Origin of the sequence: Acidovorax sp. CF316 (genome assembly GCF_000276605.1) — a bacterium.
Lineage (GTDB): Bacteria > Pseudomonadota > Gammaproteobacteria > Burkholderiales > Burkholderiaceae_C > Acidovorax.
This window is the reverse complement of the sequence record NZ_AKJX01000006.1, coordinates 18,965-43,109: the sequence shown is the minus strand read 5'-3', so window position 1 is coordinate 43,109 and position 24,145 is coordinate 18,965. Positions and strand designations below refer to the sequence as shown.

General features: G+C 68.6%; 23 protein-coding genes. 13 read left to right on the top strand and 10 right to left on the bottom strand.

Translation table 11 applies throughout. The features are described 5' to 3' along the window. Positions 1–20: 20 nt before the first annotated feature. The 3 genes from PMI14_RS00815 to PMI14_RS00805 all read left to right on the top strand — a co-directional run bounded on the left by PMI14_RS00815 (position 21) and on the right by PMI14_RS00805 (position 4,777). The gene (locus tag PMI14_RS00815; protein WP_007848086.1) at positions 21–1,196 is read left to right on the top strand and encodes an ABC transporter permease; all 1,176 of its coding nucleotides are present in this window, start codon (positions 21–23) and stop codon (positions 1,194–1,196) included. Next, positions 1,196–2,356: an ABC transporter permease gene (locus tag PMI14_RS00810; protein WP_007848084.1), complete on the top strand. Its 1,161-nt coding sequence runs from the start codon at positions 1,196–1,198 to the stop codon at positions 2,354–2,356. Before PMI14_RS00815 ends, PMI14_RS00810 begins: the two co-directional genes overlap by 1 nt. A 99-nt stretch (positions 2,357–2,455) precedes the next feature. Further along, a complete protein-coding gene (locus PMI14_RS00805) occupies positions 2,456–4,777 on the top strand; it encodes a DUF1631 family protein (RefSeq protein WP_007848081.1) in 2,322 nt (773 codons plus the stop codon). Here PMI14_RS00805 and PMI14_RS00800 read toward each other — a convergent pair. Both PMI14_RS00800 and PMI14_RS00795 read right to left on the bottom strand, forming a co-directional pair. Continuing rightward, a complete protein-coding gene (locus PMI14_RS00800) occupies positions 4,772–5,647 on the bottom strand; it encodes a bile acid:sodium symporter family protein (protein WP_007848078.1) in 876 nt (291 codons plus the stop codon). The genes PMI14_RS00805 and PMI14_RS00800 overlap by 6 nt on opposite strands. A gap of 113 nt (positions 5,648–5,760) precedes the next feature. Then, complete coding sequence (locus PMI14_RS00795) at positions 5,761–6,288, bottom strand: DUF962 domain-containing protein (protein ID WP_007848074.1); 528 nt, start codon at positions 6,286–6,288, stop codon at positions 5,761–5,763. A 109-nt stretch (positions 6,289–6,397) separates the two neighbouring features. Here PMI14_RS00795 and PMI14_RS00790 point away from each other — a divergent pair, with 109 nt between their 5' ends. The 8 genes from PMI14_RS00790 to PMI14_RS00755 all read left to right on the top strand — a co-directional run bounded on the left by PMI14_RS00790 (position 6,398) and on the right by PMI14_RS00755 (position 13,860). After that, positions 6,398–7,102: a Crp/Fnr family transcriptional regulator gene (locus tag PMI14_RS00790; RefSeq protein ID WP_007848069.1), complete on the top strand. Its 705-nt coding sequence runs from the start codon at positions 6,398–6,400 to the stop codon at positions 7,100–7,102. A 92-nt stretch (positions 7,103–7,194) separates the two neighbouring features. Continuing rightward, positions 7,195–8,628 carry an aldehyde dehydrogenase family protein gene (locus PMI14_RS00785; RefSeq protein ID WP_007848067.1) on the top strand — a complete coding sequence of 478 codons (1,434 nt, stop codon included), beginning with the start codon at positions 7,195–7,197 and terminating at the stop codon, positions 8,626–8,628. Positions 8,629–8,683: 55 nt separating this feature from the next. Continuing rightward, a complete protein-coding gene (locus PMI14_RS00780) occupies positions 8,684–9,271 on the top strand; it encodes a DUF2889 domain-containing protein (protein WP_007848065.1) in 588 nt (195 codons plus the stop codon). A gap of 63 nt (positions 9,272–9,334) precedes the next feature. Next, positions 9,335–10,096 carry an SDR family oxidoreductase gene (locus tag PMI14_RS00775; protein WP_007848062.1) on the top strand — a complete coding sequence of 254 codons (762 nt, stop codon included), beginning with the start codon at positions 9,335–9,337 and terminating at the stop codon, positions 10,094–10,096. Positions 10,097–10,319: 223 nt separating this feature from the next. Next, positions 10,320–11,456, top strand: coding sequence for a GTP 3',8-cyclase MoaA (gene moaA, locus PMI14_RS00770; protein ID WP_007848060.1), 1,137 nt, complete (start codon positions 10,320–10,322; stop codon positions 11,454–11,456). Positions 11,457–11,516: 60 nt separating this feature from the next. After that, entirely contained in the window at positions 11,517–12,158 is a 642-nt protein-coding gene (mobA, locus tag PMI14_RS00765; RefSeq protein WP_007848057.1) for a molybdenum cofactor guanylyltransferase MobA, read from the top strand. Next, complete coding sequence (gene glp, locus PMI14_RS00760; protein ID WP_007848054.1) at positions 12,155–13,447, top strand: gephyrin-like molybdotransferase Glp; 1,293 nt, start codon at positions 12,155–12,157, stop codon at positions 13,445–13,447. Before mobA ends, glp begins: the two co-directional genes overlap by 4 nt. An 86-nt stretch (positions 13,448–13,533) precedes the next feature. Then, the gene (locus PMI14_RS00755) at positions 13,534–13,860 is read left to right on the top strand and encodes a thioredoxin family protein (RefSeq protein WP_007848051.1); all 327 of its coding nucleotides are present in this window, start codon (positions 13,534–13,536) and stop codon (positions 13,858–13,860) included. A gap of 6 nt (positions 13,861–13,866) precedes the next feature. On the opposite strand, the gene ubiG is transcribed toward PMI14_RS00755, so the two are convergent. Both ubiG and PMI14_RS00745 read right to left on the bottom strand, forming a co-directional pair. Next, on the bottom strand, positions 13,867–14,574 hold the full coding sequence (ubiG, locus tag PMI14_RS00750) for a bifunctional 2-polyprenyl-6-hydroxyphenol methylase/3-demethylubiquinol 3-O-methyltransferase UbiG (RefSeq protein WP_007848049.1): 708 nt from the start codon (positions 14,572–14,574) through the stop codon (positions 13,867–13,869). A gap of 41 nt (positions 14,575–14,615) precedes the next feature. Further along, the gene (locus PMI14_RS00745) at positions 14,616–14,996 is read right to left on the bottom strand and encodes a thiol-disulfide oxidoreductase DCC family protein (protein WP_007848047.1); all 381 of its coding nucleotides are present in this window, start codon (positions 14,994–14,996) and stop codon (positions 14,616–14,618) included. Between the two features lie 94 nt (positions 14,997–15,090). Here PMI14_RS00745 and PMI14_RS00740 point away from each other — a divergent pair, with 94 nt between their 5' ends. Beyond that, positions 15,091–15,429, top strand: coding sequence for a metalloregulator ArsR/SmtB family transcription factor (locus PMI14_RS00740; RefSeq protein ID WP_007848043.1), 339 nt, complete (start codon positions 15,091–15,093; stop codon positions 15,427–15,429). Between the two features lie 128 nt (positions 15,430–15,557). Here PMI14_RS00740 and PMI14_RS00735 read toward each other — a convergent pair whose 3' ends face one another. From PMI14_RS00735 to PMI14_RS00715, 5 genes are all read right to left on the bottom strand, one after another. Further along, on the bottom strand, positions 15,558–16,328 hold the full coding sequence (locus tag PMI14_RS00735; protein ID WP_007848041.1) for an SDR family oxidoreductase: 771 nt from the start codon (positions 16,326–16,328) through the stop codon (positions 15,558–15,560). A gap of 45 nt (positions 16,329–16,373) precedes the next feature. Further along, positions 16,374–17,480: an SMP-30/gluconolactonase/LRE family protein gene (locus PMI14_RS00730; protein ID WP_007848039.1), complete on the bottom strand. Its 1,107-nt coding sequence runs from the start codon at positions 17,478–17,480 to the stop codon at positions 16,374–16,376. A gap of 67 nt (positions 17,481–17,547) precedes the next feature. After that, positions 17,548–19,155: a galactarate dehydratase gene (gene garD / locus PMI14_RS00725; RefSeq protein WP_007848037.1), complete on the bottom strand. Its 1,608-nt coding sequence runs from the start codon at positions 19,153–19,155 to the stop codon at positions 17,548–17,550. Between the two features lie 43 nt (positions 19,156–19,198). Next, a complete protein-coding gene (locus PMI14_RS00720; RefSeq protein ID WP_007848035.1) occupies positions 19,199–20,350 on the bottom strand; it encodes a mandelate racemase/muconate lactonizing enzyme family protein in 1,152 nt (383 codons plus the stop codon). A gap of 66 nt (positions 20,351–20,416) precedes the next feature. Then, positions 20,417–21,376: a tripartite tricarboxylate transporter substrate binding protein gene (locus PMI14_RS00715; RefSeq protein ID WP_007848031.1), complete on the bottom strand. Its 960-nt coding sequence runs from the start codon at positions 21,374–21,376 to the stop codon at positions 20,417–20,419. 366 nt (positions 21,377–21,742) lie between these two features. Between PMI14_RS00715 and PMI14_RS00710 the strand changes: the two genes are divergently transcribed. Beyond that, on the top strand, positions 21,743–22,756 hold the full coding sequence (locus PMI14_RS00710; protein ID WP_007848007.1) for a LacI family DNA-binding transcriptional regulator: 1,014 nt from the start codon (positions 21,743–21,745) through the stop codon (positions 22,754–22,756). Positions 22,757–22,773: 17 nt separating this feature from the next. Here the strand turns inward: PMI14_RS00710 and PMI14_RS00705 are convergent, their stop codons facing one another. Next, entirely contained in the window at positions 22,774–23,925 is a 1,152-nt protein-coding gene (locus PMI14_RS00705) for an MFS transporter (protein ID WP_052024297.1), read from the bottom strand. Positions 23,926–24,145: the final 220 nt, after the last annotated feature.

Here is a 24,145-nt window from a genome sequence, read left to right as displayed (position 1 = left end):
CCCTGCCCACCGACCACGCCATGAGCACCCTGGTCCACAGCTTTCGCCGCGAGGCGCGGCGCCTGCTTGCCAGCCCCTGGGACCTGGCCATGGTCAGCTGGGTGCCGCTGCTGGCGGTGCTGCTCATGGGCTGGATCTTCTCGGCCGGCATTCCCCGCCACCTGCCCGTGGGCGTGCTGGACGACGACCACTCGGCCCTGTCGCGCCAGGTGGTGCGCATGCTCGACGCCACGCCCGGCCTGCAGGTGGTGCAGCACTACGCCAACACGGCCGAGGCCGAACGCGCCCTGCGCAGCGTGGAGGTCTACGCCGTGGTCACGCTGCCGCGCGACTTTGCGCGCACCGTGAAGGAGGGCCGCACGGCCCAGGTCACGCTGCTGCACAACGCGCAGCTGGGCACGCACTCGGGCGTGCTGCAGCGCGACGTGCGCGCCGTGGTGGGCACGCTGTCGGCCGGCATCGAGATGGCGGCGCGCAACAAGCGCGGCGAGCCGGCGCAGGCCGTGCGCGTGAGCATGGAGCCCATCCACACGCAGTTGCTGGCGCTGTTCAACGTGTCCACCAACTACGAACAGTTCCTGGGCGCGGCGCTGATTCCGGCGCTGCTGCACATCCTGGCCATGACGGCCGGCGCCTGGACCGTGGGCCGCGAACTGCGCGACCGCACGCTGGGCGAATGGCTGGGTGCGAACGGCGGCCTGCTGCGCACCGGTGGGGCCCTGGTCGGCAAGCTCGCCCTGCCCTGGGCATCCCTCACGCTGGTGGCCCTGCTGGCGCTGGTGGGCATCACCTGGGGCCGGGGCTGGCACCCGCCGGGCAACCTGGCCTGGGTGGCGGTCGGGCTGGCGCTGCTGATGGCCGTGTCGGTGGCCGCCGGAGCGGCACAGGCGGGCGCCACGCGCTCGCTGCGCACCGCCCTGTCGGGCGCGGGCTTCTTCGCGGCACCGGCGTTCGCGTTCAGCGGCGTGGGCTTTCCACTGGCGGGCATGCCGGCCAGCGCACGCGCCTGGGCCGAGGCCATGCCCTACACCCACTACATCCGCCTGCAGATCGAGCAGCTGCAGATGGGCGCTCCGCTGCGCACCAGCGTCTCCACCGTGGTGGCGCTGATGGCGGCCACGGCCGTGCTGCTGCTGGTGTGCACGCTGGCCCTGCAACTGGCACGGCGCAAACCCGAGAGTTGGGGAGGACGGTGATGGACGCACGACACAACCCGTCGGCAGAGCCGGCGAGCCTGTGGAGCGCCTGGCTGCAGGCCCTGGCCACCATCGGCCGCGACAAGGGCGTGCTGCTGCTGCTCGTGGCGGCGCCGGTGCTCTACGGCTTCTTCTACCCCTGGTTCTATGCCGACGAGGTGCTGACCCGCGTGCCCGTGGCCGTGGTGGACATGGACCGCAGCAGCCTGTCGCGCCAGATCACGCGCTTTGCCGAGGCCGACCCGCGCATCGAAGTGCGCCTGGTGACTGCCAGCGAACGCGAGGCACAGGAGGCGCTGTGGCGCGGCGAGGTGGAGGGCTACGCGCTGATCCCCCCCAACCTCAAGCGCAGCGTGGTGCGGGGCGAGGAAGCCCTGGTCCGCGTGGAGGGCAACGGCGCCTACGCGCTGCTCAACAAGGCCGTGCAGTACGGCTTTGCCGAAGCCGTGGGCACCGTGTCGGCCGGCATCGAGATGCGCAAGCTGCAGGCCGCGGGCCAGAGCGCCCAGCAGGCTGCCGCCAGCCGCAACCCGGTGCAGCTGCAGATGGTGGCGCTGTTCAACCCCACGGAAGGCTACGGCAGCTTCGTCGTGCCCGCCGTGGCGCTCCTGATCCTGCAGCAGACACTGCTGATGGGCGCAGCCATGCTCACCGGCACCTGGGTGGAGGCGGGGCGCCACCGGGCGCGCGCCCGCACCTGGCTGGGCCGGCTGCTGGCACTGTGCACCCTGGGCTGGGTGAGCGGCCTGTTCTATTTCGGCTGGATCTTCCTGCTGCACGACTACCCGCGCGGCGGCAACCCGCTCGGTGCGCTGGCGCTGCTGGCCTGCTATGTTCCTGCCATTGCGGCCCTGGGCGCGCTGATCGGCCTGTGGGTGGGCAACCGCGAGCGCGCGCTGCAGGTGCTGCTGTTCACCACCTTGCCGATCGCCTTCGTGGCCGGCTTCTCGTGGCCCGTGGAAGCGTTGCCCGAGCCGCTGCAATGGGCGCGCTGGCTGCTGCCCAGCACCTCGGGTGTGCAAGCCTCGCTGCGCCTGAACCAGCTGGGTGCGCCCCTCGCGGCGGCCTTGCCCCAGCTGTGCGCGCTGGTGGCGCTGTGCGCTGCAGGCACGGTGGCGCTGCTGGCCTGGACCCGGCCAGGGCCTGGCCGACCTGGCTGAGGAACCTGGAACCTGCTCAAGGTCTTCTTGAGCAGATTCTTGGGCACTTGGGCAGCAAGCCCGCGTACCATCACAGGCATTCCGGTATTCCCAGAGAAGATGGCCTTGACACATTCCGCACTGCCTGACCCTGCCCCTCTCGGCGGCAACGCCCCGCACTACCAGCGCATCGTCCAGGGTGTGCTGGCCGATTCCAGGCAGCTGATGGAGCGCGTCGCCGAGGCGACGCGCATGTCCTTGCAGCTGCGCCAGGACCAGGCCCGCACGCCGGGCGAGCACCAGGGCATGCTCGAAGCGCAGCAGCAGCTCATGCGACTCACCTCCGTGATGGGCGAGCGCTACCCCGGCGCGCTGCGCAAGGCACTCGCACAGCAGACCACGGCGCTCGGGGAGGAGAAACCCTCGCGCTCCCTGTTCTCCATCCATTTCGACCAGCTCGAACTGATGGACGAGTCGCAGATCACCGAAAGCATCGAGCGCGCCCGCGCCACCCAGGTGCTGGCGTCTGCCGTCGAGGGGCCGCTGGCCGACCTCGATGCCCTGGTGTGCGCAGCCCAGGGGCTGCCCAGGGTGCAGCCCGAGCACAACCCCCTGCGCCCCGAAGTCTTCCTGCAGGCACTGCAGGCCGTGGTGTCGCAGATGCAGGCCACCGCCCAGGTGCGGCACGACTGGATGGCACACATGGCCAAGGCGCTGGGCACCGAGCTACGCAAGCTCTACCTGGCGCAGATCGATCTGCTCAAGCAAGGCGGCGTGCAGCCCGTGGGCTACGCCATGCGCCAGGCCGACGGCGAGTATGTGTACGTCGCGCCGGGTGGCGACGGAGCATCCCCCGGGTTCGGGGCGGAAACGGACCTGCCCGTGCCGGCAGGCTCCGGCGACCCACTGCTGACGCTCGACCGACTGCGCCGCCTGCTGCTCGGCGAGTTCAGCGAGACACACGCGCCGGCGCAGGCCCCGGCGGCTGCGCCGGACGACGAGCCCTTTGCCGAACGCTTTGCACGCGAGTTCGAGAGCCCGGCCGAGCTTCCGCAGATCGACCCGCCCGCCACGGATTTCGCCATGACTGTGCCCGCCGCCTTCGAGGCGCTGCAGGAGATGAACCAAGTCGGCCAGATGATGGAGCGCCTGGGTGGCCAGCGCGCCCAGCCGGGCGACGGTTCGGGCCAGCGGCGCGCCGCGGGGCTGGGCGACGCCCTGGGCATGGAGGTGGTTGCGCTGATGGTGGACAACATCGCGCGCGACAGCCGGCTGCTGTGGCCCGTGCAGCAGTTCGTACGCGCCCTGGAGCCTGCCCTGATGCAGCTGGCGCTGGCCGACCCCCGGTTCTTCAGCAACAAGGAGCACCCCGCGCGCCGCCTGCTGCAGGACATCACCGACCACGCCATGGCCTTCAACGGGCCCGAGGCACCGGGCTTCAAGCGCTTCATGCGCTCCCTCATGGACATTGCCGGCCCGCTGGCCACGGCCACCATCGGAGGGGCCGACGATTTCGAGCAGGTCCGCCAGCAGTTGCATGCGCAATGGGCAGACAGCGAGCAGGCGCGCGAACAGGAGCGCCAGCGCGCCATCGAGGCGCTGCAGCACGCCGAGCAGCGCCACGTGCTGGCGGCCAGGTTGTCCGGCGAGATCCGGTTGCTGCCGCAGTTCGAGCAGATTCCCGGCGAAATTGCCCATTTCCTGCTCGGCCCCTGGGCCCAGGTCATGGCCCAGGCGCGCCTCATCGACCAGACAGGCAGCGCCGACCCGGGCCGCTACCAGGAGCTGGTGGGCGCCCTGGTCTGGAGCGCGCAGCCCGAGCTGACCCGCATGAACACCGGTGAGCTCGCGCGCCTGATCCCCCAGCTGCTGCCCCGGCTGCGCGAGGGGCTCGCCTTGATCGACTACCCAGCTGACAGGACCGAAGCCGTCTTCGAGCAGCTGATGCAGTTGCACCAGCAGGCCTTCCAGGGCGGGCCCAAGCCTGACGCACTGTCCCATGCTCCAGCGCCGCCGGGCACCGAGTCTGCGGAACCACCGGACCTGCTCCTGGATGAAGAGCCATGGGTCGCGCCATCGGAAGCCCAGGATTCCGGCTTCATGGACGACTTGCAGCCCTCTGTGCCAGGGGACCTGGAGCCCCTGCCGGCCCCCACCCCGGCGGATGCGCCCGCCAGGCCCACGCTGGCCGTCGGCAGCTGGGTCAACCTGCTGGTGGCGGGCCAGTGGGAACGCACCCAGCTGTCCTGGGTCGGCTCGCAGGGCACCTTCTTCCTCTTCACCAACGCGTCCGGCCGCACCCAGTCGATGACCCTGCGGCTGCTCGACCGGTGCATCCAGCAGGGCAACCTGCAGGTACTCAGCCAGCAGCCCGTGGTGGACGTGGCCCTGGACGCCGTGGCGCAGACGGCCATGCGCAACAGCGTGGAAAGCAGGTCATGAGCCCGGGGCCTTCTGCCCCTGCCTGCGCAGCACCAGCATGCCGAACAGCGGCGCCATGATGTACATGCTGACCGAGTAGATGGCGGCTGGCAGCGCCAGCTGGAAGTTGTTCAGCACCGACAGCGCAATGAAGATCGCCAGCGTGGAGTTGTGGATGCCGATCTCGAAGCCGATGGCCGTGGCCATGGACTTGTCCATGCCCACCGCGCGCGGCAGGAAGTAGCCCGCGCCCAGGCTCAAGGCATTGAACAGCAGCACGGCCGGACCGATGTCGGCAAAAGAGGCCGACAGGGCCGCCCATTCCTTCACGATGGCGATCAGTGCAAAGGCCGCAAGCACCATGGCGCTGAAGAGCTTCATGGGCTTTTCCATGCGGGCGCTGAAGGCCGGCGCGCGCCGGTGCGCCCACATGCCCACGACCACCGGGATGAGCACGATCACGATCACCTCCAGCACCTTGCCGAACTGCAGCGGCACCACCTGGCCGGTCTTGGCGAAGGTGGCGATGGCCCAGTTGGTGATGAGTGGCAGGCTCACGATGGACAGCAGCGTGTTGATGGCCGTGAGCGAGATGTTCATCGCCACGTTGCCGCCGAACAGGTGGCTGAACAGGTTGGCCGACACGCCGCCCGGCGAGGCCGCCAGCAGCATCAGCCCCACGGCATACAGCGGCGGCACGCCCAGCAGCACGATCAGTCCGTAGCAGACCGCTGGCAGCACCAGCACCTGCAGCACCAGGGCCAGCACCACGGCGCGTGGGTACTGCAGCAGGCGCTGGAAGTCCGCCACGGTGAGCGACAGGCCCAGGCCGAACATGACGAGGCCCAGCGCAATGAACAGCAGCGTGGGCAGGATGGAAATGAAACTCATGGTGCGCTCACGCGGCCAGACGGGCCGCGCTCCTGTGGCAAAGCCCACGGCACCGCCATGCGGTGCCGTGGGCCGGATTCAATGAACGGGGAGAGAGGGGGAGACGCGCCAGGTCAGGCCGTGGCAGCCGGCCCCGTGCGCAGGCGCACCGGGCCGCTGCGCTGCTCGATGGCGTGCTGCACTTCCTTGCGCAGGCCCATCAGAAAGCCCAGTTCCGCCACCACGAAAAGCGGGCCGACGATCAGGCCCGCCAGGTCGTCCACGAAGGCCGGCTTGCGGCCCTCGTAGTAGTGGCCCACGAACTGGATCACCCAACCCACGGCGAACAGGCCCACGCCCGTGGCCAGCCACAGCGTGGTGCCTTGCAGCGCCAGCCACTGGCCGCCCGCCAGCATGGCGGCCAGCAAGGTGGCCATCACCAGGCCGAAGCGCGTATCGAGCCGGAAGTAGAAGACACTGGCCGCGATGGCGGCCACCAGGGCCGGCCCCACCGGCACCCCGCCCAGCAGCCAGGTGGGGCGCGAGAGCAGGATCACCACGGCGAACATGATCATCGGCACGCCCACGAAGTGGGTGTGGATGTTGCGCGGGTCGCGGTGGTAGTCGGCGTACTGGGACAGCTGGTCGATCAGGGTTTTCATGGGTGTCTCCTGGTATTGTTTTGAGCAGCATCCATACTCGCCCGATGCCCGGCCACAGTCTGTCGGAAAGCCGACACAACGCCCTGCCCGACCGCCCTCTCCTTCCTGCATGACCGAACCCGCCGCCTACCTTCCCGTGCTCCAGACCGGCCGCTGGTTCGCCCACCTGCCCCCCGATTTTGCCCAGCCCCTGCTGGCCATGGCCCACCTGCGCCAGTTGGCGCCGGGGGAGGTGCTCTTCCTGCGCGGCGATGCGCCCTGCGGCCTGTACGCCGTGGTGCGCGGCGCGATCAACATCTCGGGCACGGGCGGGCGGGCCGACGAGGCACGCGCGGCCATGCTCACGCGGCTGGAGCCGCCGCACTGGTTCGGCGAGATCTCGGTCTTCGACAACTCGGCGCGCACGCACGATGCGCACGCGGCCGAGGCCAGCACCCTGCTGCAGATACCGCACGAGCCGCTGCAGGCCTGGCTCACCGCCCACCCGCAGCACTGGCATGCGCTGGCCCTGCTGCTCACCGACAAGCTGCGCACGGCCTTCGTGGCCATCGAGGAACTGGCCCTGCTGCCTGCCGGCCAGCGCCTGGCGCGACGCCTGGTGATGATGGCAGAGGGCTATGGCCAGTGGACGGCCGAAGGCCAGTCGCGCCGGGTGATCGGGATTTCGCAGGAGCAGTTGTCGCTGATGCTGGCCATTTCGCGCCAGACCACCAACCAGATCCTCAAGGACCTTGAGGCACGCGCCCTGGTGCGCGTGCACCGTGGCGAGGTGGAGATCCTGGACCTGGCGGCCCTGCGCGCGACTTGCTATTGAAACGATAGCTATCGACGCATACGGGTTATCACCCAGCGGCAATTGCGCCACAAATACTAAGAACACGTTGTATTTCCGGGCAAAATGGCACCATGCAACTGAACTACATCGCCAACGCCTCCGTACCGTCTTCGTCGGGCCGTACGCTGCCCGTGATCGACCCGTCCGACGGCCAACCCTTCGACGAGATCCAGCGCAGCAACGCCGACGACATCGACGCGGCGGTGCATGCGGCGCGCCAGTGCTACAACGCCGTGTGGCAGCGCATGGCGCCCGCCGACCGCGGCCGCCTGCTGCAGCGCCTGTCGGCCAAGGTGCTCGAGCATGCCGACGAGCTGACCGCGCTGGAGCAGCGCGACTGCGGCAAGCCCACCAAGCAGGCGCGGGCCGACACGCTGGCGCTGGCGCGTTACTTCGAGTTCTATGCCGGTGCCTGCGACAAGCTGCATGGCGAGACCCTGCCCTACCTGGACGGTTACAGCGTGCTCACCTGGCGCGAGCCACATGGCGTGACGGGCCACGTGATCCCCTGGAACTACCCGATGCAGATCTTCGGCCGCAGCGTGGGCGGCGCCCTGGCCGCCGGCAACGTCTGCGTGGTCAAGCCAGCCGAGGACGCCTGCCTGTCGCTGATCCGCGTGGCGCAGCTGGCGGCCGAGGTGGGCTTCCCGTCGGGGGCCCTGAACATCGTCACCGGCTATGGGCATGAGGTGGGCGACGCGCTCGCGCGCCACCCCGGCATCGACCACATCAGCTTCACCGGCAGCCCCAAGATCGGCACGCTGATCCAGCAGGTGGCGGCCGAGCGCCACTGCCCCGTGACGCTGGAGCTCGGTGGCAAGAGCCCGCAGATCATCTTCGCCGATGCCGACCTGGATGCCGCCGTGCCCGTGGTGATCAACGCCATCGTGCAGAACGCGGGCCAGACCTGCAGCGCCGGCTCGCGCGTGCTGATCGACTCGCTGATCTACGAATCCCTGCTCGAACGCCTGGGCAAGGCCTTCGAGGCCCTGCGCGTGGGCCCGGCGGCCATGGACCTGGACGTGGGCCCGCTGATCCGCCAGACCCAGCAGCAGCGCGTGTGGGACTTCCTGTCCGACGCACAGGTGGCCGGCATCCCCATGGTGGCCCAGGGCGTGGTGGTGGACGAATCGCCCGAGGGCGGCTTCTACCAGGCCCCCACCCTGCTGCGCGACGTGCCGGTGCAGCACCGCCTGGCGCAGGAAGAAGTCTTCGGCCCCGTGCTCTCGGCCATGGCCTTCCAGGACGAGGACCATGCGGTGGAGCTGGCCAATGCCACGCAGTTCGGCCTGGTGGCCGGCATCTGGACGCGCGACGGCTCGCGCCAGTTCCGCATGGCCAAGCGCGTGCACAGCGGCCAGGTGTTCATCAACAACTACGGTGCCGGTGGTGGCGTGGAGCTGCCCTTCGGCGGCGTGAAGTCCAGCGGCTACGGCCGCGAAAAAGGCTTCGAGGCACTGTACGGTTTCACCACGCTCAAGACGGTCGCCATCAAGCACGGCTGATGCGCCAGGTGTCCCTCGCCCGCCGCGGGACACCGAGATTCAGAATCATTTTTCCATGCCCCTGAGCCCCCCCGCCCCCCGCACCGCCCGGCATGTCCGGCGCGTGACCTACCAGGGCTTCGAGCGCGACGACGGCCTGTGGGACATCGAAGGCGAGCTGCACGACAGCAAGGCCTACGATGCGCCCGTGCACCGTGGTCAAGGCATGCGCCGCGCGGGTGAGCCCATCCACCACATGCTGCTGCGCGTCACGGTGGACCGCCAGCTCGTGGTGCAGGCCATCGACGTGGCGATGGACGCCCACCCGCTCAAGGACTGCCCGCTGGCCCAGGCCGCGCTGCAGCAGATGGTGGGCTGCAGCATGACCCGTGGCTGGCGCCAGGCCATCCAGAAACACCTGGGCAGCGTGGCCAGTTGCACCCACCTGCGCGAGCTGCTGTTCAACCTGGCCACGGCCGCCTTCCAGTCCGTCACCGCCGTGTTCGCGCCGCCCGCCAATGGCGACCCGCCGCGCCACCTGGGCCAGTGCACGGGCTGGGCCTTCGACGGCAACGGCGTGAAGGAACATTTCCCGCAGTTCTACGGCCGTGTGCCCATCGCGCTCAGCAAGCCCGAGACGGTGGCACCGCCCGCCGAGCGCTGACCACGGCCGCCCCCACCCTTACTTTTTACCGCCCCCCATTTTCCAAAGACAGGGAGACACTCCATGCGTGCACAGAACAAGTCCGTCATCGTCACCGGCGCCGGCAACGGCATTGGCGAGGGCATCGCCAAGCGCCTGGCGGCCGAGGGCGCCAAAGTCATCGTCAACGACATCAACGAAGCCGGCGGCCAGCGCGTGGTGGCCGAGATCACCGCGGCCGGCGGCACGGCCGCCTTCTTCAAGGCCGACGTGACGAATTCGGCCCAGGTCAAGGCCCTGGTCGACGAGGCCGTGCGCCTGTACGGCCGGCTCGACGTGATGGTCAACAACGCCGGCTGGACGCACCGCAACCGCCCCATGCTGGAGGTGAGCGAGGAAGAGTTCGACAAGGTCTATGCCATCAACATGAAGAGCATCTACCTCTCGGCCATCCACGCCGTGCCCGCGCTGCGCAAGGTGGGCGGTGGCAGCATCATCAACATCGCCTCCACGGCCGGCCTGCGCCCGCGCCCGGGCCTGACCTGGTACAACGGCTCCAAGGGTGCCGTGATCATCACCAGCAAGTCCATGGCGGCCGAGCTGGGTCCGGACAACATCCGCGTGAACTGCATCAACCCGGTGTTCAACCCCGACACGGGCCTGGCCGCCGAATTCGCGGGCGGCCCGGTGGACGACGCACGCCGCGCCAAGTTCCTGGCCACCATCCCGCTGGGCCGCTTCTCCACCGCGCTCGACGTGGCCAACGCCGCCCTCTACCTGGCCAGCGACGAAGCCTCGTTCATCAACGGCGTGTGTATCGAGGTGGACGGCGGACGCTGTGTCTAAGAAGGTGTGAACGGGCCCGACATGCCCGCTCATGCCTCCAAAACACGCGCGCTCGTCGTTGAAAATGCTCGCCATAGCCCGAGCTATGGCTGCGCTTTTCGCCTAGATCACACGCGTTGTGGCGGCCTGCTCGGACACGCCGGGCTCGTTCCCACCTTCTAAACGCGGGGGATTAGGGCAGACGGCACTGCCACGACTGCGGTACTGCGGCAAAATCGGCCCCATGGCCGAACGTGTGATCCCCCTGGTGGACCAGCGCATCGCCGCCCTGAAGGCGGTGGTGCCGCTGCATGGCCAGGCGCCCACGGGCCACCTGGTGGACACGCGCGGGCGCCCGTTGCGCGACCTGCGCATCAGCGTGACGGACCGCTGCAACTTCCGCTGCAGCTACTGCATGCCCAAGGAAGTCTTCGACAAGGACTACCCCTACCTGCCGCACAGCGCGCTGCTCAGCTTCGAGGAGATCACGCGCCTGGCCCGGTTGTTCCTGGCCCACGGGGTGCGCAAGATCCGCCTCACGGGCGGCGAGCCGCTGCTGCGCAAGAACCTCGAAGCGCTGGTGGAGCAACTCGCGGCGCTGCGCACGGTGGACGGCACGGCCCCCGACCTCACGCTCACCACCAACGGATCGCTGCTGGTGCGCAAGGTCCGGGCGCTCAAGGACGCGGGCCTGAACCGCGTGACGGTAAGCCTCGACGGCCTGGACGACACGGTGTTCCAGCGCATGAACGATGTGGACTTTCCGGTCGCCGACGTGCTGGCCGGCATCGAGGCCGCGCACGCGGCTGGCCTGTCGCAGATCAAGGTCAACATGGTAGTCAAGCGCGGCACCAACGACCACGAGATCCTGCCCATGGCGCGGCACTTTCGCGGCACGGGCACCACGCTGCGCTTCATCGAGTACATGGACGTGGGGGCCACCAACGGCTGGCGCATGGACGAGGTGCTGCCCTCGGCCGAGCTCATCGAGCGCCTGCGCGCCCACCTGCCCCTGGTGCCACTCGACCCTGCCAGCCCTGGTGAGACCGCCGAGCGCTGGGGCTATGCCGATGCCAGCGGCCGGCACGACCCGGCGCTGGGCGAGATCGGCGTGATCAGCAGCGTCACGCAGGCCTTTTGCCACGACTGCAACCGCGCACGCCTGTCCACAGAAGGCCAGCTGTACCTGTGCCTCTTCGCCACCCAGGGCCACGACCTGCGCAGCCTGCTGCGCGGCGGCGCAAGTGACGAGGCCATCGCCTCGGCCATCGCCCCCATCTGGCAGGGCCGCAGCGACCGCTACTCGGAGCTGCGCAGCAGCCTGCCCGCGGATGCCACGCCAGGGCCGCGCCGGGTGGAGATGAGCTACATCGGCGGCTGACGGCGCAGCCACGGCTGCCCTTTCATTTTTTCTTCAACGCGCACGGGGCCACACCTTCCAATGATCGACATCCAGGACATCACCGGCCTCGTGCTGGCCGGGGGACGCGGCTCCCGCATGGGCGGGGTCGACAAGGGCCTGCAGGGCTTTCGCGGCATGCCGCTGGCGCTGCACACGCTGATGCGCCTGCAAATGCAGACCGGGGCCACCATGGTCAACGCCAACCGCAACCTGGCGGCCTACGAATCCTTCGGTGCCCCGGTGTGGCCCGACGTGCTGGCCGACTACCCGGGCCCGCTGGCCGGCTTCATGACCGGGCTGGAGCGCTGCGAAACGCCCTGGATGCTGACCGTGCCCTGCGACACCCCCCTGTTCCCGCTGGACCTGGCCGCGCGCCTGGCTGCTGCGGCCGAGGAAGCGGGTGCCGACATCGCCATGGCGGCCGCCCCCGAGGACGACGGCAGCGGCCAGGTGGCCGTGCGCCCCCAGCCCGTGTTCTGCCTGATGCGCGTGGAGTTGCTGGAGAGCCTGGTGGCCTTCACCCAGGCCGGCGGTCGCAAGATCGATGCCTGGACCGGCCAGCATGCCTGCGCCGTCGTGCCGTTCAACGCACCGGGCGACGACCCGCAGGCCTTCTTCAACGCCAACACCCTGGCCGAGCTGCATGCGCTGGAGGCCGGTACACCATCCAACCGCCCATGAAGACCCTTGCCCAGATTGCCGCCGAACTGCAGGGCTACGACCCCAAGGCCCTGAGCGTTGCCGATGCCAACGCCTTCCTCGCGCGCCTGGTGCAGCCGGTGCAGGGCAGCGAAACCCTGCCCCTCTTCGATGCGCTGGGCCGCGTGCTGGCCAGCGACGTGGTCTCGCCCGTGAGCGTGCCGCCGCACGACAACTCGGCCATGGACGGCTACGCGCTGGACGGTGCGCAACTGGTGCCGGGCCAGCCGCTCACGCTGCGCCCCGTGGGCACGGCCCTGGCTGGCAAGGCCTGGACGGGCAGCGTGGCTGCAGGCGAGTGCGTGAAGATCATGACCGGCGCCATCATGCCGGCGGGCCTGGACACCGTGGTGCCGCAGGAGTTCACCAGCACCGGGGCGGACGGGTCCATCACCATTGCCGCCGATGTGCTGCGCCCGGGCGATAACCGCCGCTTCAAGGGCGAGGACCTGATGCAAGGCAGTGTTGCGCTCGCGCAGGGCGAACTGCTCACCCCCGCCGCGCTGGGCCTGGTGGCCAGCCTGGGCCTGCCCACGGTGGCGGTGTACCGGCGCCTGCGCGTGGCCTACTTTTCCACCGGCGACGAGATCCTGAGCCTGGGCGAGGCCCCGCGCGAGGGCGCGGTGTACGACAGCAACCGCTACACCGTGTTCGGCCTGCTCACGCGCCTGGGGGTGGAGGTGATCGACCTCGGGGTGGTGCGCGATGAGCCCGCCCTGCTGGAGGCCGCCTTTCGCCAGGCGGCGCAGCAGGCCGACGCCATCATCACCAGCGGTGGTGTGAGCGTGGGCGAGGCCGACCATACGCGCACCATGATGAAGCAGCTCGGCGACGTGGCCTTCTGGCGCATCGCCATGCGGCCCGGCCGCCCCATGGCCGTGGGCCGCCTGGCCAGCGACACGCAGGACGATGGCCGCAGCGCCGTGCTGTTCGGCCTGCCCGGCAACCCGGTGGCGGTGATGGTCACCTTCCTGGCCTTCGTGCGCCCGGCCCTGCTGCGCATGATGGGCAGCACCCACACCCCCGTGCCGCTGATGCGTGCCACCAGCACTGAGGCCCTGCGCAAGAAGCCCGGCCGCACCGAGTACCAGCGTGGCACGGTGAGCACCGCGCCCGACGGCAGCCTGCAGGTCTGCACCACCGGCAACCAGGGCTCGGGCGTGCTTAGCTCCATGGTGCAGGCCAATGGCCTCATCGTGCTGCACCATGGCCAGGGCGACGTGGCGGCCGGCGAGCCCGTTGACGTGATGGTTTTTGACGGCGTGATCTGACATGCAGGTGCGGCCTGGCCTTCCCCACGCCTGGCCCGACACGGTCTACGCTGTACCGAACACCCTCCATTGGAACGAGATACACCATGCCTTACGCAGCCAAACACCTTGTACAGCCCCCTTCGCGCGATGAAGTGGACCAGTTGGCGGGAACCACCGTCGTCGAGTTTGGCACGCCCTGGTGCGGCCACTGCCAGCGCGCCCAGCCGCTCATTGAAGGGGCCTTGAAGGACCGCGCCGACGTGGCCCACATCAAGGTCGAGGACGGCCCTGGCCAGCGCCTGGGGCGCACCTTCGGCGTGAAGCTCTGGCCCACGCTGGTCTTCCTCAAGGATGGCAAGGAAGTGGAGCGCCTGGTGCGCCCGCAGCAGGCGGCCGATGTGCAGCAGGCCCTGCAGGCTGTGGCAGGCTGAGCCCCTTCAGCCCTCCTTCTTCTTCATCGCCAACAGGTAGCCCACGCGCAGCGCGCGGTGCAGCCTGAATGCCCGGGTGAACGGGTTGTAGCCCAGCCCGCGCGCATCCGTGAGGGCCAGGCCGGCCCCATGGGCATGGGCGGTGAGTTCGTGCGGGCGGATGAACTTGCGCCAGTCGTGCGTGCCCACGGGCAGCAGCCGCAGCACCCGCTCGGCGCCGAACACTGCAATCAGCCACGCAAAGGGCGTGCGGTTGATGGTGGAAAAGAACACCCAGCCACCGGGCTTCACGAGCCGCGCACAGGCCTCGACCACCAGGCGCGGGTCGGGCACATGTTCCAGCATCTCCATGCAGGTCACCACGTCGTAGCTGCCTGGCTGCTCGGCCGCCAGCTCCTCGGCCGACACGGCGCGGTAGGCCACGCTCGCCCCGCTCTTGCGCGCATGCAGCGTGGCCACCTTGAGCGGCTTGTCCGCCAGATCGATACCCAGCACGTCGGCCCCGCGCCGGGCCATGGACTCGGCCAGGATGCCGCCGCCGCAGCCCACGTCGAGCACGCGCTTGCCGGAGAGCGAGACCGCATCGTCGATCCATTGCAGGCGCAGCGGGTTGATCTCGTGCAGCGGGCGGAACTCCGATTGCGGATCCCACCAGCGGTCGGCCAGTTGCTGGAATTTGGCGAGTTCGGCGGCGTCGAAGTTGGTGTGGACCATGGTGTGGCTCCTTCTTTGGAATGGGAAAACGATTGATCGGCTTACCAATGGCCCTTGGCCCGGTTCCAGCGGTAGAGCCGGCGCGCAAAGGCGTTGTAGAAAAGGTCGGTGACCTTGCGCACACCCCACCACCGCAGCGGCGCGGCCAGCCAGCCCCAGCGCGGCACGCGCCGCAGGGCTGCGGCCAGGGCATCGGCGCCCACCTGCATGCGCCCCTGCCCGTCGGCCACGTGCAGGCGCTCGCGCACGGCTTCGAGCTCCAGGCCCAGGGCATCGAGCACCTCGGGGTGCTGGTGCACGTCCACCCATTGCACATCCCCATCGGCGGCCAGCCGCTCCCGCATGGCGCAGATGCCGGCGTCGCACACGGGGCAGGCGCTGTTGTAGTACACGGTGGCAGTGGGGTTGGGGGTGTTGCTCATGGCCATGTCCTTTGCAGCCATCATAGCAATATTTAGTTAAATACCTAAATATTTAATTAAATAAGCCACGACACAGCTTCGCTAGAATGAGCGGATGGAAAAAATCTTCGAAGCGCTTGCGTCCACCCCCCGGCGCAAGATCCTGGCCTACCTGTCTGAGACCGAGCTGTCCGCGGGCGAGATCGCCGCGCGCTTCGAGATGAGCAAGCCCTCGCTCTCGCAGCACCTCAAGGTGCTGGAGAACGCCGGCCTCGTCACGTCGGAAAAGCGCGGCCAGTTCGTCTACTACAGCCTGCTGCGCGACAACCTGGCCCACACGCTCACGGGCTTCATGCAGAGCGTGTGCCCCGTGTCCACGGGGCTCAAGAAGGAAAGCCGCGCCCTGGCCCAGAGCAAGGCCAAAGCGGCAGGCGCCAAGCCGACTGTCAAGTAGAACGAAGCCTGCCCCTCAGCAGTCTCGCGGCTTGGCATTCATCCGGATAGCTAGGCGGAGAGCCGCAGACAGTGCTGTAGCACGGCAAGGCTCTCCAACGACGTTAGCCGGTTGAAGGTCAAGCCGCCTCAGCCTCTTCCGGCGAACGGCATGTTCGATGCCATCACCGTCATGTTGAGCACGTTGGCGCTCAATGGCAGGCTGGCCATGTAGCTCACGGCATCGGCCACGTGCTTGACGTCCATCAGCGGCTCGGTGGACATGGTGCCATTGGCCTGGCGCACGCCTTCGCCCTTGCCCATGCGGGCCGCCAGGTCGGTCAGCGCATTGCCAATGTCGATCTGGCAGCCGACGATGTTGTAGGCGCGGCCGTCCAGCGCCAGGCACTTGGTCAGGCCCAGCACGGCATGCTTGCTGGCCGTGTAGGGGCTGCTGAAGGGCCGCGGCGTGTGCGCCGAGATCGAGCCGTTGTTGATGATGCGCCCGCCCTGCGGCGACTGGCGGCGCATGAGGCCGAAGGCGGCCCGCGCGCACAGGAAGACACCGGTGATGTTCGTGTTCACCACGTCCAGCCACTTCTCCACGGGCAGTTCGTCCATGGGCACGGCAGGCGCGCCGATGCCGGCGTTGTTGAACAGCACGTCCAGGCGGCCGCATTCCTTCTCGACGGTCTGGAACAGCGCATCCACGCTGGCCGGGTCGCGCACGTCGGACACCACGGCCAGGGCCTTGCCGCCCGCAGCCTGCACCTCGGCCACCAGGGCATCGAGCAATTCGGTACGGCGCCCGGTGGCCACGACGTGGAAACCGTCCTTGGCGAGCTGCAGGGCAACGGCACGGCCAATGCCGCTGCCGGCACCGGTGACGAGAGCGACTTTCTGAGCGGGAAGAGAGGACACGCAATAACTCCTGTTGGGTAGGAAAACAATGGCGAAAGCCGGACCTTACACCGCGCCGTGCGACTCCACGTACAGCGCGTACAGCGAATGGCTGCTGGTCATGTAAAGCCGGTTGCGCTTGGGCCCGCCGAAGGCCAGGTTGGCACAGCGCTCGGGCAGGCGGATGAAACCGATGGGCTTGCCCTCGGGGTTGAAGACCTTCACACCGTCCATCTCGTCGGAGCGGCCCGTGGGCAGGTGCGCCCTCATGCCGCCACCGATGTCCGTGGGCTCGGCCGCCACGGCACCGGTGTAGCCCCAGCCGCACCACAGGTTGCCGTCGCGGTCGACCTTGAAGCCGTCGAGGGCGCCGGGGCCGGCCGCATCGATGAGCTTGGTCTTGTTGGAGACGCTGGCCCCGTCGGCAGACACGTCGTAGGCCCAGATGCTGCGGTGGGGCGTGCCCTTCCACTCCACCACGTAGAGCTTCTTCTCGTCGGGCGAGAAGGCCAGGCCGTTGGGGTTGACCAGGTCGGTGATCACCGCGGTGAGCTTGCCGTCGGGCGCGATGCGGTAGACATTCGTCGTGGCCTGCTCGGGCGTGGCGCGCGAGCCCTCCCATTCACCGTTGATGCCGAAGATGGGATCGGTGAACCAGACGCTGTCGTCCGACTTGACGACGATGTCGTTGGGCGCGTTCAGGCGCTTGCCCTCGAAGCGGTCGGCCAGCACGGTGGTGCGCCCATCCTTCTCGGTGCGCACCACCCGGCGTGTGACCGAATGCTCGCAGGTGATGAGCCGACCCTGGCGGTCGCAGACATTGCCGTTGGCGTAGTTGACGTTGGTCTTGTGCACCGAGAACTGCCCGGTCTTCTCGTCGTACTTCATCAGCCGGTTGTTCGGGATGTCGCTGAGCAGCAGGTAGCCGCCCTGGGGGAAATAGGCCGGCCCCTCGGCCCAGCGCATGCCCGTGCCCAACTGCTCCACCGTGCTGCTGTAGATGCGGTACTTGGAAAAGCCCGGGTCCAGGATGAACACCGACGGGTCGGGGTAGCGCTGGTGGGGCCTGAAGTCGAAGGCCTGGGCGCCAGCCAGGCCGCTCAGCGCAGCCATGCCAGTGCCGGCCGCCGTTTTCAGGAACTGCCGGCGGGCCTGGTTCTTGTTTGTCGTCATCGCTCTTGTCTCCTGTTGTGGTTTTGAATGAAAGAAGGCGGAACGCGGCCGATCCTCGGCCGCGGAATCAGGTCACCGGGGCCGGGTTGAAGAGGACCAGAGCGTTGTGCAGCTTCCACTGCTCGGCCCAGGTCTTTTTGCGGCCGCTGGCCACGTCGAGCATGAGCTGGAACATCTCCCAGCCCACGTCGGCAATCGTCTTTTCGCCGGTGGCGATCGTTCCGGCGTTGATGTCCATCAGGTCATGCCAGCGGCGCGCCAGGTCGTCACGCGTGGCCACCTTGATGACGGGCACCTGGGCCAGGCCATAGGGCGTGCCGCGGCCGGTGGTGAACACGTGCAGGTTCATGCCCGCAGCCAGCTGCAGGGTGCCGCAGATGAAATCGCTGGCCGGCGTGGCCGCGTAGATCAGGCCGCGCTGGCGGAGCTTTTCGCCCGGCGAGATCACGCCCGAGATGGGCGAGCTGCCCGACTTGACGATGGAGCCCATGGCCTTTTCCACGATGTTGGACAGGCCGCCCTTCTTGTTGCCCGGAGTGGTGTTGGCGCTGCGGTCCACGCGGCCGCGCTGCAGGTAGGCGTCGTACCAGGCCATCTCGCGGATCATGGCCTCGGCCACTTCGGGGGTGGAGGCACGCGAGGTGAGCTGGTCGATGCCATCGCGCACCTCGGTGGTTTCCGAGAACATCACGGTGGCACCTGCGCGCACCAGCAGGTCGGTGCAGTAGCCCACGGCCGGATTGGCCGTGACGCCCGAGAACGCATCGCTGCCGCCGCACTGCACGCCCACCACGAGTTCGCTGGCAGGCACGGTCTCGCGCCGGCGCGCGTTCAGGCGCTTGAGGTGCAGCTCGGCCTGGCGCAGGATGGAGTCGACCATGGACATGAAGCCCACGTGCGCATCGTCCTGCAGGCACACCACGTCAAGCGGCGTTTCGGCGCTGGTGCCCGTGTCGGCCACGCTGCGCTCATCCACCAGCGGGATGCTGCCAGGCGGCAGCAGGCGCTCGGGCTGCAGCTTCTCGCAGCCCAGGCTGACCACCATGACCTCGCCGCCGAAGTTGGGGTTGAGCGAGATGTTGCGCAGCGTGCGGATGGGGATCACCGCGTCGGGTGCGTCGATGGCCACGCCGCAGCCATAGGTGTGCTCCAGCGCCACCACGTCGTCGACGTTGGGAAAGCGCGGCAGCAGCTCGGCCTTGATGCGCTGCACGGCGAAGTCGGTGACACCGGCCACGCACTGCACGGTCTGCGTGATGGCCAGGATGTTGCGCGTGCCCACCGAGCCATCGGCATTGCGGTAGCCCTCGAAGGTGTAGCCTTCCAACGCGGGCTGTGGCTCGGGCTTGACGGTGGCGATGGGCAGGCCTTCGAGCTCGCGCGCCTCAGGCATGCGCAGCAGGCGCTCGTGCACCCAGCTGCCCGCGGGGATGGCTTTCAGGGCATAGCCGATGGGCACGTTGTAGCGGCGCACCTCGCCGCCTTCAGGGATGTCCACCAGCGCCACCTTGTGCGCCTGCGGCACCTTGTCCACCAAGGTCAGGCCAGAGGGAAACACCGTGCCCGCAGGCAGCCCCCCGTCGTTGGCGACGATGGCGACGTTGTCGCGCTCGTCCATCTTGATGTGCAGGGGCGGCCGCGCCGGGGTCGTGGTGGATGCGGTGCTATCGGTCATGGGGTTTTCTCGGTGCTGTTTTTCTCAATCTACCGCAGGCGCGTCAGGGGCGCTGTCCGACTTCTGCGCTCTCGCGTGTCCAGGCGCGCGCCTGCTCGCTCAGGCTCAGGCCCAGGCCGGGGCGCGTGGGCACGAGCATGCGACCGTTCTGGATCTCCAGGCGCTCGTTGAACAACGGCTCCAGCCAGTCGAAATGCTCGACCCAGGGCTCGGTGGCATACACGGCAGCCAGGTGCACGTGCAGCTCCATGGCGAAGTGCGGGCCCAGGCTCAGGCCGGCATGCTCGGCCTGCCCGGCGATCTTGAGGAAGGGCGTGATGCCGCCCACGCGCGGTGCGTCGGGCATCAGGTAGTCGGCTGCGCGGTGGCGTATCAGCTCGCCGTGCTCGGCAGCGCTGGTGAGCATTTCGCCGGTGGCGATCGGTGTGTCGAAGGTCGCGGCCAGCGCGGCGTGGCCCTCGAAATCGTAAGCGTCGAGCGGCTCCTCGATCCACACCAGGTTGAATTCTTCGAAGATGCGGCACATGCGCTGGGCCGTGGGGCGGTCCCACTGCTGGTTGGCGTCCACCATCAGCGGCACATGCTCGCCCAGGTGCTTGCGCACGGTCTCGACGCGCTTTATGTCCAGCGCCCGGTCGGGTTGGCCGACCTTGAGCTTGATGCCGCCGATGCCGCGCTCGATGGAAGCGCCCGCGTTCACCACCAGTTGCTCGATGGGCGTGTGCAGAAAGCCGCCCGAGGTGTTGTAGCACTGCACCGAGTCGCGCTGCGAGCCCAAGAGCTTGGACAGCGACAGCCCCGCGCGGCGCGCCTTGAGGTCGTACAGCGCCACGTCGAAGGCGCCAATGGCCTGGGTGGACATGCCGCTACGCCCCACCGAGGCACCGGCCCAGCACAGCTTGGTCCAAAGGCGCGAAATGTCGCTCGGGTCCTCACCGATCAGCGCGGGCGCGATCTCCTTGGCATGGGCGAACTGCCCCGGCCCGCCCGCGCGCTTGGAATAGCTCAGCCCCAGGCCCTTGTGGCCATCCTTGGTCTCGATCTCGGCGAACAGCATCGCGATCTCGGTCATCGGCTTCTGGCGGCCGGTGAGCACCTTGGCATCGCTGATCGGGTTGGCCAGCGGCAGGTAGCACGAGGAGATGCGGACCCAGGCGATGGAATCGCCAGCGGCGGAGGGGGTAGAGGCAGTCATGGGCAGGGGCTGGGGAACGACAGGGAACACAGAGGCCCCAAGGCGGCGCCTTGGGGCAGGGAGGCATCAATCAATCGAAATCTTGCCGGTCTCGATCACCGTCTTCCAGCGCGCGTATTCCTTCTTCTGGAACTCAGCGAACTGGGCTGGCGTGTTGACCACCATCTCGAAGCCGATGCCGACGAACTGGTCCTTGACCTTGGGGTCGTTGAGCGCCTCGGCGAACGCGGCGTGGGCCTTCTCGCGCACGGCGGGCGGCAGGCCCTTGGGGGCGACGATGGCCTGCCAGGAGGTCACTTCCACGTTCTTCACGCCGGCTTCGGTCAGGGTGGGCACGTCGGGCAGCACGGGCGAACGCGCTGCGCTGGTGACGGCCAGGGCGCGCATCTTGCCGCCCTTGATGTACTGCACCACCGAGTTGACGTTCTGGAACGAGGCATCGACCTGCCCGCCCATGATGTCGGTGTGCGCGGGCGCGCCGCCCTTGTAGGGCACGTGGATGGCCGTGGTGCCCGTCTGCTGCCAGAACAGCTCGGCCGTCAGGTGGTCGCTGGAGCCGTTGCCAGCCGAGGCGAAGGTCAGCTTGCCGGGATTGGCCTTGAGGCTGGCGATCACGTCGGCCACCGACTTGAGCGGCGAATTGGTGGGCACGACGAGCACATTGGGCGACTGCACGGCCACGGTGACCAGGTCGAAGTCCTTGAGCGGGTCGTACTGCATGCCCTTGAGCAGATGCGGCGTGATGACCAGCGGGCCCAGCGAGGTGACCAGGAAGGTATACCCATCGGCCGGCGCACGCTTGACGAAGGTGGCGCCGATGGTGCCCGTGGCCCCGGCCTTGTTCTCCACCAGGAAGGACTGCTTGAACTTGTTGGTGAGCAGCGGGCCCACGGCGCGCGCCACCTGGTCGGTGGAGCCCCCGGGCGGGAACGGTACGACCAATGTCACCGCTTTTTCAGGCCAGGCCTGGGCGTGCGATGCGAGTGCGGCCAGGCCGAGGCACAGGGCTGTGAGTGTGTTTTTCATGCGTTGTCTCCTTGTTGGTAAACGGTCTGACCGCCCATCACCCATGGACGAGCGGCACGGCCGGGAGGGGAAAGCAGTGTTTCCCCGAAATGGTAACGTTGTCATTTTTGGCAAATGAAGTCGTCTTGCCGACTGCTCCATCTTTCCGAAAGCCACAAGCCTCGTGAAAGCGCCTTTGCTACCGTTCAGCGCAAATGATATCGTTGTCATTTGCCGCAGTCAACCTGGGCAATGCGCAGTGTCTGCAAGCCAGCCACCAGGCACCCTGCCCGGGCCTCCCACCGCGGAAGGGGCCCGGAATTTTGGTAGGGTACGGACTTCTCTCTCCATTGCGCCAGCCCTGCCCTTGCGTCGCCGTACCCGTCCATGAACACCCCCGCCCCCCACAAGCCCGTCACCCTGCACGATGTGGCCAAGGTCGCGGGCGTATCGCTCATCACCGCCTCGCGCGCGCTGAGCAACCCGGGCGTGGTGTCGGACAAGACGATCGCCAAGGTGCGCGAGGCCGTGGAGGCCACGGGCTACATCCCCAACCTGCTCGCAGGCGGCCTCAAGTCCAAGCGCAGCCGCATGGTCGCGGCCATCGTGCCGGCGCTGTCGGTATCGCAGTTTTTGCCCACCGTGCAGACCCTCACCTCGGCGCTGGCCGCGGGCGGCTACCAGGTCATCGTGGGACAGACCAACTACGACGCCGAGCGCGAGGAGGCCGTGCTCAACACCATGATCAGCCGCCAGCCCGACGGCATCGTGATGACCGGCCTGGTGCAGTCGCAAAAGGCACGCGACCGGCTCAGGCGATCCGGCATCCCGGTGGTGGAAACCTGGGACCTGAGCGACCGGCCGGTGGACATGGTGATCGGCTTCTCGCATCTCAAGGTGGGCGGAGCGGTGGGTGGCTACTTTCTCTCGCGCGGCTGGACCAGGGTCGGCATCGCCACCGGCAGCGACCACCGCGCCATGCTGCGGCGCGAGGGCTTTCTGGCCACGCTGGGCCGCGACGACGTGCCCACGGCCGTGGTGCCCGCGCCCAGCAGCCTGGCCCTGGGCCGCCGCGCGCTGGCCGAGCTGCTGGACAAGGAGCCGGGCCTGCAGGCCGTGTGCTGCAGCTCCGACACCCTGGCCCACGGCGTACTCGTGGAGGCCCAGGCCCGTGGCCTGCGCGTGCCCGAGGACCTGGCCGTGGTGGGCTTCGGCAATGCCGAGTTCGGCGCGCACATGGTGCCGTCGATCACCACCGTGCACGTGGACGGCCCCGAGATCGGCCGCCTGGCCGCACAGCTCATCCTGGCGCGCTGCAATGGCGAGACCGTGGAGCAGCCCATCGTGGACCTGGGGTTTCGCATGATCGAGCGGCGCTCCACCTCGGTGGACGCGGAGTAACCGCCGGGGGCACGGGCCTACGCCCTGCCCCCCAGCCGCACGCTAGCCAGCAGGGCCAGCGCCAGACACGTGGCACCTGCTCCCACGAGGAAGGCCGTGCCAATGCCGAACCAGTGCGTCGCCATGCCCACCACCGGCCCCGTCACGCCCAGCGCAATGTCGGCAAAGGCGATGAAGTTGCCCACGGCGCGGCCGCGCTGCTCGGGTGGCACCGAACGCGTGGCCAGCACGCCCATGGCCGGGAACACGAGCGAAAAGCCCAGGCCCGTGAGCGTGGCACCCAGCACGGCCATGGCGGGACTGCCGGCCTGCCAGACCAGCACCTGGCCCACGGCCTCGAAGGCCAGCGAGCCCACGGCGACAGCGGTGGCACCGAAGCGGTCCGGCAGGCCCGAACCCACCAGACGCACCAGCACATAGGCCGCGCTGAAGCCCAGCAGCGCCGTGCCCGCATGCGGCCAGCCGTGGGCTGCGTATGCCAGCGTGAGGAAGGCCGCCATGGCCGCATAGGGCACGGTGGCCAGCGCCAGCACCAGGCCCGGCCGCCAGATCAGGCCCAGCACGCGGTGGAACGGCACGCGCGCCTGACCACCGGAGGCCGGCACCGCCGGCAGCCGCAGCGCAATGGCCCAGGCCAGGAGCGGCGTGAGCAAGACCAGTGCGCCCACGCCCGCAAAACCGAACACTGGCTGCACCGCCAGCCCCAGCGGCGCGCCCAGGCCCAGCGCCGCATAGATGGCAATGCCCACCCAGGACATGACGGAGCCCGTGCGCGCAGGCCCCACGCGCGCAATGCCCCAACTCATGAGGCCGGTGAGGAACAGGCTTTCACCGAGGCCCGCCACCAGGCGGCCCAGGATGAGCACGGCCAGGCTGGCCGCAGGCGCCATGGGCAGCACACTGGCCAGCACATAGGCCAGCCCCGAGCACGCCGTGAGCGGCAGGCCCAGCAGCACGGCGAAGCGCGGCCCGCGCTGGTCGCACAAGGTGCCCGCCTGGTGGCGCGTGAGCAGGGTGGCCAGCGACTGCAGGCCGATGGCCCAGCCCACCGTGGCCGCGCCAAAGCCCAGGTGGTCGCGCACCTCCAGCGCCAGCGCGCCGAGCGGGATGCTGATGGACAAGAACCCGAGGAAGACCGCCAGCACCACCGGCGCAAGCGCTGTGAACAAGGCAGGCGCGGGTGCACCAGCCAACCCGAGCGGGCGAACGGAAGAAGAAACGGAGGGAGAGGAAGACGGAGAAGAAGAATGCGAAATGCGTGACGTCATGGAGAGCGCGCCTTTAAAACGCCGAGACACGCCCTTACTGGGCTCCTCTCGACAAAGGACGCGTTGGATGACGGTAACGCTTACGACAGGCCGGCAAGCGGCTGCGGGGCGGATTATGGCG

What these genes read in the sequence shown, in the direction of transcription:
- PMI14_RS00815 (WP_007848086.1), top strand. Translation starts at nt 21, where the DNA reads ATGAGCACCCTGGTCCACAGCTTTCGCCGCGAGGCGCGGCGCCTGCTT.
- PMI14_RS00810 (WP_007848084.1), top strand. Translation starts at nt 1,196, where the DNA reads ATGGACGCACGACACAACCCGTCGGCAGAGCCGGCGAGCCTGTGGAGC.
- PMI14_RS00805 (WP_007848081.1), top strand. Translation starts at nt 2,456, where the DNA reads ATGGCCTTGACACATTCCGCACTGCCTGACCCTGCCCCTCTCGGCGGC.
- PMI14_RS00800 (WP_007848078.1), bottom strand. Translation starts at nt 5,647, where the DNA reads ATGAGTTTCATTTCCATCCTGCCCACGCTGCTGTTCATTGCGCTGGGC.
- PMI14_RS00795 (WP_007848074.1), bottom strand. Translation starts at nt 6,288, where the DNA reads ATGAAAACCCTGATCGACCAGCTGTCCCAGTACGCCGACTACCACCGC.
- PMI14_RS00790 (WP_007848069.1), top strand. Translation starts at nt 6,398, where the DNA reads ATGACCGAACCCGCCGCCTACCTTCCCGTGCTCCAGACCGGCCGCTGG.
- PMI14_RS00785 (WP_007848067.1), top strand. Translation starts at nt 7,195, where the DNA reads ATGCAACTGAACTACATCGCCAACGCCTCCGTACCGTCTTCGTCGGGC.
- PMI14_RS00780 (WP_007848065.1), top strand. Translation starts at nt 8,684, where the DNA reads ATGCCCCTGAGCCCCCCCGCCCCCCGCACCGCCCGGCATGTCCGGCGC.
- PMI14_RS00775 (WP_007848062.1), top strand. Translation starts at nt 9,335, where the DNA reads ATGCGTGCACAGAACAAGTCCGTCATCGTCACCGGCGCCGGCAACGGC.
- moaA (WP_007848060.1), top strand. Translation starts at nt 10,320, where the DNA reads ATGGCCGAACGTGTGATCCCCCTGGTGGACCAGCGCATCGCCGCCCTG.
- mobA (WP_007848057.1), top strand. Translation starts at nt 11,517, where the DNA reads ATGATCGACATCCAGGACATCACCGGCCTCGTGCTGGCCGGGGGACGC.
- glp (WP_007848054.1), top strand. Translation starts at nt 12,155, where the DNA reads ATGAAGACCCTTGCCCAGATTGCCGCCGAACTGCAGGGCTACGACCCC.
- PMI14_RS00755 (WP_007848051.1), top strand. Translation starts at nt 13,534, where the DNA reads ATGCCTTACGCAGCCAAACACCTTGTACAGCCCCCTTCGCGCGATGAA.
- ubiG (WP_007848049.1), bottom strand. Translation starts at nt 14,574, where the DNA reads ATGGTCCACACCAACTTCGACGCCGCCGAACTCGCCAAATTCCAGCAA.
- PMI14_RS00745 (WP_007848047.1), bottom strand. Translation starts at nt 14,996, where the DNA reads ATGAGCAACACCCCCAACCCCACTGCCACCGTGTACTACAACAGCGCC.
- PMI14_RS00740 (WP_007848043.1), top strand. Translation starts at nt 15,091, where the DNA reads ATGGAAAAAATCTTCGAAGCGCTTGCGTCCACCCCCCGGCGCAAGATC.
- PMI14_RS00730 (WP_007848039.1), bottom strand. Translation starts at nt 17,480, where the DNA reads ATGACGACAAACAAGAACCAGGCCCGCCGGCAGTTCCTGAAAACGGCG.
- garD (WP_007848037.1), bottom strand. Translation starts at nt 19,155, where the DNA reads ATGACCGATAGCACCGCATCCACCACGACCCCGGCGCGGCCGCCCCTG.
- PMI14_RS00720 (WP_007848035.1), bottom strand. Translation starts at nt 20,350, where the DNA reads ATGACTGCCTCTACCCCCTCCGCCGCTGGCGATTCCATCGCCTGGGTC.
- PMI14_RS00715 (WP_007848031.1), bottom strand. Translation starts at nt 21,376, where the DNA reads ATGAAAAACACACTCACAGCCCTGTGCCTCGGCCTGGCCGCACTCGCA.
- PMI14_RS00710 (WP_007848007.1), top strand. Translation starts at nt 21,743, where the DNA reads ATGAACACCCCCGCCCCCCACAAGCCCGTCACCCTGCACGATGTGGCC.